12 protein-coding genes are annotated in these 13006 nt (G+C 61.5%); 2 read left to right on the top strand and 10 right to left on the bottom strand.

The window, feature by feature from the left end:
- Positions 1 to 165 precede the first annotated feature (165 nt).
- Both E4M07_RS14455 and E4M07_RS14450 read left to right on the top strand, forming a co-directional pair.
- Entirely contained in the window at positions 166 to 1338 is a 1173-nt protein-coding gene (locus E4M07_RS14455) for a zinc ABC transporter substrate-binding protein (protein ID WP_136659044.1), read from the top strand.
- 123 nt (positions 1339 to 1461) lie between these two features.
- The gene (locus tag E4M07_RS14450) at positions 1462 to 2406 is read left to right on the top strand and encodes an alpha/beta hydrolase (RefSeq protein WP_136659043.1); all 945 of its coding nucleotides are present in this window, start codon (positions 1462 to 1464) and stop codon (positions 2404 to 2406) included.
- Between the two features lie 50 nt (positions 2407 to 2456).
- Here E4M07_RS14450 and E4M07_RS14445 read toward each other — a convergent pair whose 3' ends face one another.
- The 10 genes from E4M07_RS14445 to E4M07_RS14400 all read right to left on the bottom strand — a co-directional run bounded on the left by E4M07_RS14445 (position 2457) and on the right by E4M07_RS14400 (position 13005).
- Positions 2457 to 3416: a TAXI family TRAP transporter solute-binding subunit gene (locus E4M07_RS14445; RefSeq protein ID WP_136659042.1), complete on the bottom strand. Its 960-nt coding sequence runs from the start codon at positions 3414 to 3416 to the stop codon at positions 2457 to 2459.
- Positions 3417 to 3624: 208 nt separating this feature from the next.
- On the bottom strand, positions 3625 to 4059 hold the full coding sequence (locus E4M07_RS14440; protein WP_136659041.1) for a PaaI family thioesterase: 435 nt from the start codon (positions 4057 to 4059) through the stop codon (positions 3625 to 3627).
- 29 nt (positions 4060 to 4088) lie between these two features.
- Positions 4089 to 5033, bottom strand: a complete 945-nt coding sequence (locus tag E4M07_RS14435; RefSeq protein WP_136659040.1) for a glyoxylate/hydroxypyruvate reductase A — start codon at positions 5031 to 5033, stop codon at positions 4089 to 4091.
- A 100-nt stretch (positions 5034 to 5133) separates the two neighbouring features.
- On the bottom strand, positions 5134 to 5517 hold the full coding sequence (locus E4M07_RS14430; RefSeq protein ID WP_136659039.1) for a cupin domain-containing protein: 384 nt from the start codon (positions 5515 to 5517) through the stop codon (positions 5134 to 5136).
- Positions 5518 to 5587: 70 nt separating this feature from the next.
- Positions 5588 to 7183 carry a BCCT family transporter gene (locus tag E4M07_RS14425; RefSeq protein WP_206057258.1) on the bottom strand — a complete coding sequence of 532 codons (1596 nt, stop codon included), beginning with the start codon at positions 7181 to 7183 and terminating at the stop codon, positions 5588 to 5590.
- Positions 7184 to 7443: 260 nt separating this feature from the next.
- Entirely contained in the window at positions 7444 to 8349 is a 906-nt protein-coding gene (locus E4M07_RS14420) for a VCBS repeat-containing protein (RefSeq protein ID WP_136659037.1), read from the bottom strand.
- A gap of 11 nt (positions 8350 to 8360) precedes the next feature.
- A complete protein-coding gene (locus tag E4M07_RS14415; RefSeq protein ID WP_136659036.1) occupies positions 8361 to 8786 on the bottom strand; it encodes a periplasmic heavy metal sensor in 426 nt (141 codons plus the stop codon).
- Positions 8787 to 8789: 3 nt separating this feature from the next.
- Positions 8790 to 9224, bottom strand: a complete 435-nt coding sequence (locus tag E4M07_RS14410; RefSeq protein WP_136659035.1) for a hypothetical protein — start codon at positions 9222 to 9224, stop codon at positions 8790 to 8792.
- Complete coding sequence (locus E4M07_RS14405) at positions 9208 to 9807, bottom strand: sigma-70 family RNA polymerase sigma factor (RefSeq protein WP_136659034.1); 600 nt, start codon at positions 9805 to 9807, stop codon at positions 9208 to 9210. Before E4M07_RS14405 ends, E4M07_RS14410 begins: the two co-directional genes overlap by 17 nt.
- Positions 9808 to 9891: 84 nt before the next feature.
- Positions 9892 to 13005 (bottom strand): efflux RND transporter permease subunit, encoded by a 3114-nt coding sequence (locus E4M07_RS14400; RefSeq protein ID WP_136659033.1) that lies wholly within the window; start codon positions 13003 to 13005, stop codon positions 9892 to 9894.
- Position 13006 lies beyond the last annotated feature (1 nt).

Raw genomic sequence — 13006 nt, 5'->3', positions numbered from 1 at the left:
GCCGGCGCCGGCCGCCGGTGCAGTCGCTCCGTGCCTGCACAATAGTCCAACATTATCCGGAGATGCACCTGCGCCAAAAACAGCGCATCGGGGCTTGAGACCGTATTGTCATTACGTTATAGCATTACGAGTTGATGTTACAACATAACGAGTCTGGTCTCGATCATGAAATCTGCACCCGCTTTTCTCTTCGCCTCGGTTGCGTGGCTTGGCCTCTCGGCGACCGGTTTTGCGGCCCCGTCCGTCGTCACATCCATAAAGCCGGTTCATTCGCTTGTCGCGGGTGTGATGGAAGGGGTCGGCACGCCCGAGATCATCGTTGACGGCGCGGCTTCCCCGCACACCTACAGTCTTCGTCCATCGCAGGCCCGAAGCCTTGAACAGGCCGATGTGGTTTTCTGGATCGGACCCGAACTGGAGGCATTTCTCAACAAGCCGCTTGAGTCGCTCGGGCGCAACGCGACTGTGGTTGCCCTCGGTGATGCGCATGGCCTGACGCGCCTGCCGCAGCGCGAGGGAGGCGCGTTTGAAGGTCATGACCACAGCGATCACGGCGGTCATGATGGGCACGCCGATCATGACGACCATGCGGATCATGACGAACATGCCGATCATGATGGCCATGAGAAGCATGCGGACGACGACGATCATGACGATCACGAAAAACATGCAGATCACGACCATCATGATGATCATGAAAAGCATGCGGATCACGACGACCACGCCGATCATGACGACCACGACAAACACGCGGATCATGATGAGCACGCGGACCATGATGACCACGCCGATCATGCCGGACACGATGAACACGGCGAGTTCAACATTCATGTGTGGCTGGATCCGCAGAATGCCAAGGCTCTGGTCCACGAGATCGAGGAGACGTTGGTAAAGGCAGACCCCGAAAATGCGGAAAAGTACGAAGCCAATGCGGCACGGATCGAAGCCCGGCTGGACGAATTGACCGCCGAAGTCTCCGGTCTGCTTGAGCCCGTCAAGGACCGTTCTTTCATCGTCTTCCACGACGCATATCCCTATTTCGAAAACCGCTTTGGCGTTGCAGCCGCCGGGTCGATTACCGTCAGCCCCGAAGTGGCACCGGGCGCCGCGCGGGTTTCCGAGATCCGGGAAAAGGTCGAGTCGCTCGATGCCGCCTGCGTCTTCTCCGAACCCCAGTTCGAACCGAAGATCGTTGAAGTCATTACGGAAAACACCAACGCCAGTTCCGGTGTGCTCGATCCGTTGGGCGCGACCCTGGAAAACGGTGATGAGCTTTATTTCAAGCTCATACGCACACTGGCCGACGACATGCGTGCATGCCTGTCGGGAAACAGCTGAGCCTATAGTTCGCCCCAGGCCCGGCTGCGCAAAGGACCGCCCTGCGGTCCTTTGCGTCTTGTGGGACCCCGTCAGCTTCCATAAGGTCCCAACCGGGGTCATTGGGCGGATCGGGGACATCTCATGGAATGGATTATCGGCGTTGTTGCGATCGTCGCGCTGGGCGTCGCGCTGAGCTGGTACATCGCCGGCTCCAGCGAAAGACCTCTAACGGCAGAGATACGAAAGACTGAGGCGCCGGGCGAGACTGTATCGCTGGACGCAGGCGATCTCTATTTCTCGAGGCGCGGCCCTGTGGACGGTCCGGTCGTTGTCATGGTCCACGGTTTCGGTACCCCGCACTTCGTGTTTGAGCAGAACGCGAGCGCGCTTGCCGCGGCCGGATTTCATGTGGTCCTATTCGATCACTTCGGCCGCGGCTGGTCGGACCGACCGCATGCCCGTTACGATCCTGCTTTTTATGACCTTGAACTGGCGAGTCTTATCGACGCACTGACGCTTAAGGAGCCGGTGGCGCTCGTCGGTTATTCCATGGGCGGGATCATCGCCGCTGAATTCGCGGTCCGGCATCCCGAACGGCTTTCGGCTGTGTTTCTGTTTACACCCGCCGGACTGGATCTGCAGCCCTTCCTTGGCAAGACCTTCGGGAAAATACTACGCATTCCGGTTCTTGGCGATTGGCTGTGGCGGCTGCGCGGCCGGTCGCTTCTCATGGGCGACCCGCAATTCACGAAGCCTCCGGTGGACACATCCCGCTGCATGCAGGGAGACGACACGGTTCAGATGCGCTATCGGGGGTATTTCCCGGCGCTGCTGCAGACGTGGCGGAACCTGCCCATGGAAAACTGCGATACTGTCTTCGCGACGGCCTCAAAGAGCGTGCCGATGATGGCACTGTTCGGCGGCAGCGACAAAACAATCGGGATCGAGAGCGCGGCACGCCTGAAGCGGGCGGCGGCGCATGCCCGTGTCGAAATCATTGAAGACGGCACACACGGCCTTCTCTACGAGATGCACGATACGGTCAATCCGATCCTCATTGACTTCCTGCGGTCGCACGCCCGCTAGGAGCCGCCGCCAAGGCCGGCATACACCGCAGGATGATCGAAACCGATGCTCTAGTGCTGATCCTCGGCAATCGGAAAACCGACTTCCTTGTAGAACTTAAGTGCGCCGGGATGCAGGCGACCGGTAATGTTGACCATCAGCCGGTCGTCGACTCCCTCCCACCAGGCGGCGGACTGGGCCATGACCTTTTTCTGTTCCCAAAAGGTCTTGGTCAGGAGATAAGCCGTGTCTTCGTCCATCTCGGTCGTCGTGTAGACAACCATCGGAACCGACGTTGTTGTGACGTCATCATCTTCTCCGGAATAGGTTCCGCCGGGTATGACCATGCGTGTACGCTTGGTCTTCTTGACCTCTTCGCCATCCATCGTCAGAAGATTGATGCGCACCCCCTCGGACACTTCGACAACCATCGGCGCCGGCCATGACCCGGCCATCACGAAACCGTCGACCTTGCCGCCCTTCAGGGCCTCTTGCGCCCCGGACAGTTCCATATCGACGATCGTGACCTTGCCTTCCAGCCCGAAGAGATTGAGGTACTTCGCCCCTTCCCTTGCAGCGAATGTACCGTTGTCCATCAGCAGCGATTTGCCGTCCAGATCGGAAAACGTCAACGAAGCGGACTCCTGCGCCATGACGAAATGCATGGTCAGGGACGGGATCGGGAACAATGCCCGGATGCTGTCGAAATTGCTGCTTTCCTTGTCCGCGAACATGGCCTTGCCCTGCTGGGCAAGACTGACGAGCACAGGTGGAGACGTGAAAATGTAGTCTTCCGATGCGTTTTCCACGTCGAGGATGTTCTGCACGGAGCCCGAACTGTCGCTCAACGTAACGTCGATTTCGCCGTTCGATCCGGTCTTGAGCGCCTGGGCCAGTTGATTGCCCATTTTGTAATAGGAGGACGATTCCTTCGCCGATTTCAGGGCGATCTGTATTTCGGCCTGCGCCGGCCCGGCCACCAGCAAAACAGACGCAATACCAAGGCCCAGAAGTTTCGTCGGCAAATTCATGTCGCATTCCTCCGATGACGACGATCATGATTTAAGGCCAACCGGGCAACATCGGCCCCGCGCGCGTGTAAACGCAACGGTATTGAGCTAGGAAAGCCGATTCCCTTGTTTCTTTCCAGTTCAAGTTCGTAATGCTGGCTGCTATTTTGAATTGGGAAATAGACGCAATATTATGATTTGTAAATGTTTTTTTCCAATAGTTTAAAGATCAACTTTCCGGCCTTGGCCAGAGAATCATCTGCGTGCAGCGGAAATGCGCCATGGTTTTTCCGGATTCCTCCGCGGTCACCACTGCATCCCATACCTGGGTGGTCCTCCCCTTGTGCAGCGGCGTTGCCCTGCAAAGCACGTGACCGTCGCGGGCGGTGCCCAGGAAGTTCGATACAAGATCGACAGTCGTGAAGCCGTCCGCGCCGGCCGGAAGCGAGCGCAAGGTGCCGTAGCCGCAACAGGTGTCGGCGAGGGTGACCACCGATCCAGCGTGCAGGAAGCCGTTCCAGGCCATGAGCGATGTCATGACCGAAAAGCGCGCCTCGACCAGGTCCGGATCGACCTTGTGAAACACGATCCCCAAATGGCCCGGCAGATAGTCATCGCCACGGCTGTTCCATTCGTCCACGGTTTCCGGGATGGATATTTTCAACGGTGCCTCCTTGTGTTCAAACGTCCGTTTCAGTAGCCCCGCAACCGGTCGACGCCGTCGGGAATTGTCCCGTTTGCGAAATAGGCCGCAATGTTCCGTGCGACAATCGCCGACGCTGTCGTCCTGTTCGTCGGTCCCGATATGTGCGGCAGCACGGTCACCGCCGGATGAGACCAGAGCGGGCTGTCGTGCGGCAGCGGTTCCCGGTCGAAAACATCGAGCACTGCGTGGTTCAGATGGCCACGGTCAAGCTGTTCCAGAAGCGCGCGGGTGTCGACAATCGGGCCTCGGGCGAAGTTGATCAGGCTCGCACCCGGTTTCATCCCGGAAAGCCGGCTGGCGTCCAGCAGACCGCGGGTCTCGCCGGTCAACGGCATGAGAACCACGATAATGTCGGCTTTCGCCAAAAGCCGGTCGAGGCCTTCGGATCCGCCGAATGTCTCCACCCCTTCCATCCGAGTACCCGATCTGCTCCAGCCGCACACGTTGAACTCCTGTTCAAGGAGCCTGCCGGCGGCGACCCGACCAAGATTGCCGAGACCCAGGATCCCGACGTTTCTTTGAGACGGCAACGGCAGTTCGTGCATCTTCCACTCACGGGCCTCCTGCTGGCGCCGGTAAAGCGGCATGTCGCGATGCAGGTAAAGCGTCCAGGCGAGCACCGCCTCGGCCATGGTCTTGGCCATCTGCGGGTCCTCCAGACGGACGATCTTCGGCCCGTCCACAGGAAGCTCGGCGACGATCCGCTCGACACCGGCCCACAGGCTGTGAACCCATTCCAAATTGGGCAGCAACGCCAGGTCGGCGGGATCGGGATCGGCGACGATCGCGACGCGCGCGGCAGCGCGATCGTCTTCGCTCAACTCTTCGAACGGTTTGATCCTGTAGGACGGCATCGCCGTGCCCAGCGCTTCTAGCCATGTGTCACGATCATCCTCATCGGTGCGTGCGACAAACGGGATCGTAGTGTTCATCAAGCCGGGACTCCGGGTTTCCTGAGAGATTACGAGGTTACCGAGACGAGGCAGAAATAACCGCCGCCGATCAAAGCGTTAACACCGGGTCCGCCTGTGCTCAACCGTGTTCGCCATTACGCGGTGATCGGGGCTCCCAGAACAGATCGTTGTCCACCACGTTCGTCTTGAACACGATATAGGTGAAAGGCTCGCTGTGCGGGTTTCTCGTATTGTGCACTTCGCCCGGCTCACAGGTCAGCGTGTCCCCGGGTCGCAGTTCGAAAACCCTGCCGTCGATCTCGAAGGTGCCCTGCCCGCGCATGACGTGGAAAACCTCGGTGCAGCTTTCATGGTGGTGGTCTTCGACCCGTGCATGCGGCGCCAGTTCGACGATCTGAACCAGGGTGCCCTTCGCGTTGAGCGCATCGTCCCGCAGCAGGATCTTCTTGCGGTAGCCTTCGCCCTCGATCCAAGGAACATCATCCTGGTCGACGAAATTCATGACACGCCTCCGAGCCGTCAAAACAAACACGCCGCCCGAAGGCGGCGCGTTGTCAGTTTAGCTCCGGCTGTCAGGCATGCAACTCACGACTGAGGCTGGTGCCGTCGGGCGCGGTGCGCTCCTCGCCCTCCGGCACGGCGCTCGGGTCCTCGTTGAGCGATTTGACGATGCCCCAGGTCATCAGCAGCATGATCACGCTCACCGGCAACGCGGCGGCGATCGACGCCGTCTGCAATGCCGTCAGGCCGCCCGCCAGCAGTAGGACGGCTGCGACAAATCCCTCGCCGAGGCCCCAGATGATGCGGAAACGCTGCGGCGGGTTGTCGTCGCCCATCGACAGCATCGTGGTGATCACCAGCGTGCCGGAGTCGGACGATGTGATGAACCAGGTGGCCAGGAGGACGGTCGCCAGCGCGGCCATCGCCCAGTTGAGCCAGGCCATGTCGGTCATGCGCTCGATTGTGCCGTAAAGCGCCGCCGGCAGGTTCCAGTCGCGCACCAGCTGGGCGATGCCGGCCGTGCCGACGCCGGTGTCCGAGGTGAGTTCCAGGAACATGGCATTGCCGCCGAACACGCACAGCCAGAAGAAAGCGATCGTGGTCGGCACGAACATCACGCCGAGCATGAACTCGCGGATCGTCCGGCCGCGGCTGATGCGGGCGATGAACATGCCGACAAACGGCGCCCAGGAGATCCACCAACCCCAGTAGAAGATGGTCCAGCCGCCCTGCCAGGCCGCATCACCGGTCCCGTTGAAGGTCTGGAAGCCCATCGGAATGACGTTCCAGAGATAGTCGCCGACCGTGGTGACGAAGAAGCCCATCAGCCACTTGAACGGCCCGCCGAACAGGAAGAACGCGAGCAGCACCACGCTGAGATAGATATTCCACTCCGAGATGATGCGGATGCCGTTGCCGACCCCCGAGACGGCGGACAACGTCGCGACGATGGAGATGATGACGATCAGGATGACCTGGGTCATGACCCCCGGATCGATGCCGAAGAGATAGTTCAGCCCGGTGGCCATCTGGCTGACCCCGAGACCGAGCGACGTTGCGACACCGAACACGGTTCCGAAAACCGCGAGCAGATCCACCGCGTGCCCCGCCGGCCCGTAGATCTTGTCGCCGATAACCGGGTAAAGCGCCGAGCGAAGGGTCAGCGGCAGCTTCTTGCGGAAGCCGAAATAGGCTAGACAGAGCCCGATCATCACGTAGACCGCCCAGCCGTGGAAACCCCAGTGGAAATAGGTCACGCGCATGGCCATGACGGCGCGTTGCGAATCCATGGCCGTCACCCCCGCCTGGTCGGCGAACGGGTTGTTCGGATAACCCCACGGCTGCGTGTTGTCGAAATAGAACATCGGTTCGGCGATGCCGAAGAACAGGAGGCCAATGCCGACACCGGCCGAAAACAGCATGGCGAACCAGGAGAAGTTGCTGAATTCGGGTCTGCTGTCGTCATCGCCGAGCCTGATGTGCCCGTGCTTGCTGAACATCAGATAGAAACAGACGAACAGCATCACCGTGACCGCACTGATGTAGTACCAGTTCAGCGCGCCCTCGATCCAGCCGCGCACGGCGGAGTAAATGTCGTTGGCGAAATCCACATTCAGCGCGGTAAAGACGACAAAGGCGGCAACCATGCCCTTTGCCGCAAGGCCCATGCCGGGATGCAACCCTTTCCAGGGACCTGAATTGGCAACTAAGCCATTGTTATTCCTTGGCGATTGGTCTGACATATGTGCTCCTCCCGATGCGGGCCGCACTCCAGCGTCAGCACAAAAAACAATGTCGCGAATCCGGCCCAATTGCTCAATGATTGAGCAATTCATCCATTATTGGGGCCGTATTTGTCGCGAAAGGCGCCCGAATCGACATCCAGTGTGTTCTTTGCGACGCATTCACAACCAATGCCGCGTATCATTCAGCGCGAAATCCGGTAGACCTCGCCGTTGTCGAGCCCGACGACAAAATGAGGGTCGGAAGCCGAACTGCCCGGCAATACGGGCTTGCCGATTGTGCCCGGCACGACGACGGAAGCAATCTCGGCAAGCCGCCCCCGGTCCAGGCCGACGATGCGCAGCGCCCGCCTGTCGGCCGAAGGCACCGCAAGCTCCACCCGTCCGTCACCGTCGACATCCAAAATTGCCGACAGCCGCATTTCGCGCGAACCGATGGCATGGTTGGAAAACCCGTCCAGGGCCGCGATACGGACCAGAACACCATTGCGATAGCCGTGCACGATCAGCGTGCCGCCGATATGCGGCGTGCGCACATGGGCAATCTCAAGACCGGGCGTTCCGTCAAGGTCGGCAATCGCCGCAATGTTCAGCCAGCGGTTGGACCGGCCGATGAAATCGGTCGTGGCACGCTGCTTCAGCACGCCGTCTTCAAGACCGTAAATGGTGACCGCCGCTCCATTCGTCAGGGACGAGCGGATGGTAACGATCTCCGTGCGACCATCACCGTCGAGATCGGCGAGCCGCGGCGTCCGGTCCTCGAAGACCTCGGACTCCGGCAGCCATAGTGTCACAATCGCGCCACCGGCCGTCCTTGCAAAAAGCGCGCCCGCCTCCACCGCGTCACCGAGGATTGCGTGGCCGTAGCGGCGGGTCGGCCCGCCATACCAGGCCTCCGCGATGTCCCCGCCTTGCGCGGTTGCCACCAGGCCGTCGGGCAGGCCATCGGGCGCCGGCCGGCCAATCTCGGAAAAGCCTTCCGACGGCAACGCAGCCGCCTCCATCCGCTCGGCACGCCAGTCCTCCGCCGCCGCCTTGCCGCCAAGAACCGCAAGAACCGATAAGGTCATCACAATAAGACGTGTGCGCATCAGGCGGGTCCTCAGTCCTTGTCGGCGATTTGCGCGCGCTGGTCGTCGGGCAGTTCCAGGATCGCTTCGACCACCTCCTCGTGGACCGTAAGGACAAGTTCCGATGAATGCTGCGTCATGTCGCCGAGCACCGCGTCGATCGCGCTGCGATCCGGTTCCGACGCTGCCAGAAGGCCGCGCAGGTGGCTGTAGTTCTCGCGGCGCGCCTCCAGGCTCGCCTTGTATTGCGGTGTCACTACTTCCAGCGCTCCGGCTATTTGCTGCCGTGCATCCTCGTCGAGATTTTTTGTCAGCCGGTGGCTGACACCGCGCAGGATACCGCCCTGGCGCTTGCTGGCCGGTTCGTCCAGCATGCGGGTCGCGGCGAACCCTATAAAGAACGCATTTGCCAGCAGCGATGCGACGAGTGTGACGATCAGTATGCGCTGTCTGCTCATGGTCTATCCATTCAGTGTTCCGGCCGGGCCCTCTCCGGAGCCGAGCAGCAATTCATCGAATGCGTCGCTTTGCGACAGGCCCGGATCGGGTACGATCTGCCCGACACCGACGCCAAGCCCGCAGGCCAGCACGATGCCCGCGGCAAGCCGGCTGAGGGTGCGCCGCGAAAATGCACGCCGCCTCTGCGCCTGCGCATCGATCCGCTCCAGAATGGCGTCCTGCATGCGAGCGGTGCGCGTGCCTGCAGAGGCGTTGTTTTCCAGTGCCGTCGAAAGCGCGGCAAGGGATTGGTCCATCCGCCTGGCGGTGTCCAGCTTGCGGCGGAATTGCGGATCGCTGAGCGCCGCGCGGCGCGCCTCCTGCGCCAGCTCCTGGTCCGGCCAGGCATTCAGATTCGCGCCGTGAAGGTCGATGAGGTTTTCAATTCTGTCGTCCATGGTCGTCACCGCCTCCTTTCTCCATTTGTGATTGTTCAAGTTTCTGACGCAGCGAGCGCCGCGCCCGCGCCAGCAGCGACGAATACGCATCGATGCCCAACTCCATCACCTCCGCCGCCTCGCGGTGGCTCAGGTCCTCGAAATGGGCCAGAACAAGCGCCGTTCTCTGGTTCTCGGGAAGCGCCGCCAATTGTTCCGTGAGGCGTGTCATGTCCTCGCTCGCTTCCAGATCCGCCTCGGGGCCCCGTTGCGGATCCAGCAGTTTTTCCCATTCGAAGTCATCCACCTGGCCTTGCCGTTTGCGCAGCAGATCGATGGACTTGCGTGTCGCGACGGTGCGAAGATAGGCGCTCACCGTTGATTTCGCCTGCCATTCGGGCGCTGCGGTCCAAAGTGCGAGCAGCGTTTCCTGGGCCACGTCCTCGGCCTCATCGATCCGGCCGACGATACCGAAGGCAAGTCTGATCAGTTTCGGGCCATGCGTATCCATGATCTGGCGCAGCGCGCCGGTGTCGCCCGCGGCAATGCGGCGCATCAGTTCGCCGTCCTTGCGAACCGCGCCGTCCGACTGGGATGGGGACATGGATGGCCTTCCGCCTCGTGCCAAATGAGATGTCAGGCTATCAATCCGTCCCCGCCGCCGTCAAACGTGCCGCGTGACTTTCCTTCAGGCTGCGCCGGCCTCCTTTCCGCTGGATTCAAGTTCTTCGATCAGACGCTGCTCGTCGGCATTGCGTGAGCTGCTCAAGCCGGCAAGCAGGTTGTAGGCGACCGGTGTCAGGAACAATGTAGACACGGTTGCGAAGCCGAGACCGCCGACGATGGTCCAGCCAAGCGCCATGCGGGCCTCCGCACCGGCGCCGAAGGCCAGGATCAGCGGCAGTCCTCCCAGCACGGTCGATATCATGGTCATCATGACTGGCCGAAGCCGGCGCATGCAGGCGCCTTCGATCGCCTCGCGCACATTGAGACCCTGCTCGCGAAGCTGATTGGCGAACTCGACGATCAGGATGCCGTTCTTGGCCATGATGCCGACCAGGAGAATGATGCCGATCTGGCTGTAGACATTGATCGTGCCGCCGGTCAGGCCGATCGCCATGACAGCCGCGGCCACGCCGGAGGGGATCGTCAACAAAATGACGATCGAGCTGACGAAACTCTCGAACTGCGCCGCAAGCACAAGGAAAACGATGACGATGGCGAAGATGAAAACCAGCCCCATGCCCGTCGACGTCTCTTCAAGCAGTGCAGCTTCCGACAGCAACGTGACCTCGACACCGGCGGGAAGGACTTCCTCGGCCGTGTGCCGCATATCCGCAACCGCGCTCTCAAGGTCATAATTTGCATCCAGCGGCACCGAGATCGGTACGGCGCGCATGCGCTCCTCGCGCGTCAATTGCGGTGCAACGGCCGTATCCGTGACCTCGACGACCGTCGACAGCGGCACCATGGTGCCGTCGCCGGCACGCACGAACAGGTTCTCCAGGTCACCCGGATCGGCGATGGCGCGTTCGCCGATCGACAGCATCACCGGGATCGCGTTGTCGTCCTGATGGATCTCGGCGATCTCGCGCCCGTCGAGCGCGATGGCGACGAAGGAGGAGACATCGTCGAGATCGATGCCGAGCTCGCGCGCCCGGTCGCGATCGACCCGCATCGACAGTTCCGCCTGCGTGGTGTCGTAGCCGATATCGAAATTGCCCAGACCCTCGAAGCGGTCCGCCATTGCACGGGTCAGGTCAACCGCAGCATCCGACAGGACATCGTAGTTCGAGCCGGTCAGGGCAAAGCGCAGCCCGCTACCGCCGCCGCGAAGGCCCAGCGTGTTGGGCTGTCGGGCGAAAGCGGACACGCCAGGAATTTCGGCCAGGCGGCGGTTGATGTCCGAGACGATCTCGGACTGGCTGCGGTCGCGCGCGTCCCACTCGACCAGCCGGAATATGATGAAACCGCGGTTGCCGCCCTGCATGCCGACGATGCTGAACAGCGAATCGACCTCGCCCGCTTCCATCAGTTCCTCGCCGATCGCCTCGATCTGCTTCATTTTCTCGTTGGCAATCTCGAGCTCGGTTCCCTGCGGCAGTTGAACGACGATCGGGATGCTTGCGCGGTCCTCGCGCGGCGTGATTTCCTGCGGCAGGTTGTTGAACAGGTGGTAGGAAAAGCCAGAAAAGATGATGCTGGCAACCAGGACCACCATTGGCGCGGCCATGGCGGCGCGCAGCAGGTACCGGTAGCCGCCGGCGAACGCCGTGCCGATGCGCTCCAGCCAGGTCACCCGCGCTTTCGCGGAAGCGCCTCCCGAAAGGCGCGATGCGAGCATCGGCACCAGCGTCAGCGCGACGAAGGACGAGATCGCGACTGCGATGGCAAGCACAAATCCGAATTCCGAGAAAAGCTGGCCGACCGTCCCCGGCAGGAAGGAAATCGGGATGAACACCGCGGCGAGCGTTGCCGTGGTCGCGATCACCGCAAAGAAGACTTCGCGCGTTCCGCGGACCGCTGCGGCGCGCTTGCCGTCGCCCTGACGGCGCCGGCGCACGATGTTCTCCAAGACGACGATGGCGTCGTCGACCACCATGCCCGTCGCAAGCAGCAAGGCCAGCAGCGTCAGGATGTTCAGCGAAAATCCGACGAGCCAGATGGTGGCCACCGTGCCGATCAGGGCGACGGGGATCGTTACCGCCGGTATGACCGTCGCTCCGGCCGTGCGCAGGAAGAGGAAAATCACCGCCACCACGATGGCCGTCGAGATCAGCAGCGACTTGACGACCTCCTGGATCGCCGCGCCGATGAAGACCGCGTCGTCAGAGGTAACGCGCAGATCGACGTCGTCCGGCAATACCGGCTGAAGCTCGGCCACCGCCTGTTCGACGCCCTGGGAGATCTCAAGCGTGTTCGACTGCGCCTGACGGACAATGTTGATGCCGATGCCGGTCTTGCCGTCGGCGCGCAGATAGGAGGTTCGCTCATCGGGACCGTAGGACACATCCGCGACATCGGCGATCCGCGTGTTTTCGTCTATGCGCAAATCCCGGATATCGGCGACGGAGCCGACATTCATGTCCGTTCGAACGAGGATTTCGGTGCCGCCGGTCACCAGCGATCCGGCCGGGGTATCGGACGTCACGCGCTCTATCGCCGATCGGACGTCGGCCGCCGAAAGGCCGCGGCTTGCCAGCGCCATCAGGTCGAGATCGACCTTGAAGACCGGTTGCCGGTCGCCGAAGGCCGTTACATCGCCGACACCGGGGACCGCGGATAGCCGGTCAACGATCTGGTTGTCGACGATCTGCGTCAGTTCCTCGATCGGCATGCGATCGGTGGTCGCGGCGAGCCGGATGATCGGACTGTCGTCGTCATTGGCCTTGATGACCAGGGGCGTGTCGGCGGAATCGGGCAGCAACCGCTCTGATCGGGCAATTGCGTTGCGCAGGTCATTGGCCGCCGTGTCGACATCGACGGACGATGCGAATTCGACCGTAATGCGGCTGGAGCCGAAGCTTGATCTCGAGGATATCGAGGCGACGCCCGGCGTCCGCGCAGCGGCGCCCTCCAGAACCGATGTCACGGTCGTGTCGACCGTCTCGGGCGTTGCGCCCGAATACGTCGTGCGGATGGTGACGACGGGGCGGTCCGTGCTCGGCAATTCGCGGATTTCCACAGCCATGATGGCCGCCAGCCCGGCGATGATCACCAAAAGGTTGATGACGATGGCGAACACCGGTCGGCGCACGCAAAACGCGGGAAGGCCCTTCAGTTCGTCCGTTATTCTCGACATT

The organism is Nitratireductor sp. XY-223 (genome assembly GCF_004959855.1).
Taxonomy (GTDB): domain Bacteria; phylum Pseudomonadota; class Alphaproteobacteria; order Rhizobiales; family Rhizobiaceae; genus Hoeflea_A.
This window is presented reverse-complemented; position numbering and strand designations above follow the sequence as displayed.

Bases quoted from the DNA above. Each gene is read 5' to 3' on its own strand.
- E4M07_RS14420 (WP_136659037.1), bottom strand. From the start codon at position 8,349: ATGCGCACACGTCTTATTGTGATGACCTTATCGGTTCTTGCGGTTCTT.
- E4M07_RS14435 (WP_136659040.1), bottom strand. From the start codon at position 5,033: ATGAACACTACGATCCCGTTTGTCGCACGCACCGATGAGGATGATCGT.
- E4M07_RS14415 (WP_136659036.1), bottom strand. From the start codon at position 8,786: ATGAGCAGACAGCGCATACTGATCGTCACACTCGTCGCATCGCTGCTG.
- E4M07_RS14410 (WP_136659035.1), bottom strand. From the start codon at position 9,224: ATGGACGACAGAATTGAAAACCTCATCGACCTTCACGGCGCGAATCTG.
- E4M07_RS14445 (WP_136659042.1), bottom strand. From the start codon at position 3,416: ATGAATTTGCCGACGAAACTTCTGGGCCTTGGTATTGCGTCTGTTTTG.
- E4M07_RS14450 (WP_136659043.1), top strand. From the start codon at position 1,462: ATGGAATGGATTATCGGCGTTGTTGCGATCGTCGCGCTGGGCGTCGCG.
- E4M07_RS14455 (WP_136659044.1), top strand. From the start codon at position 166: ATGAAATCTGCACCCGCTTTTCTCTTCGCCTCGGTTGCGTGGCTTGGC.
- E4M07_RS14430 (WP_136659039.1), bottom strand. From the start codon at position 5,517: ATGAATTTCGTCGACCAGGATGATGTTCCTTGGATCGAGGGCGAAGGC.
- E4M07_RS14425 (WP_206057258.1), bottom strand. From the start codon at position 7,183: ATGGGCCTTGCGGCAAAGGGCATGGTTGCCGCCTTTGTCGTCTTTACC.
- E4M07_RS14405 (WP_136659034.1), bottom strand. From the start codon at position 9,807: ATGTCCCCATCCCAGTCGGACGGCGCGGTTCGCAAGGACGGCGAACTG.
- E4M07_RS14400 (WP_136659033.1), bottom strand. From the start codon at position 13,005: ATGTCGAGAATAACGGACGAACTGAAGGGCCTTCCCGCGTTTTGCGTG.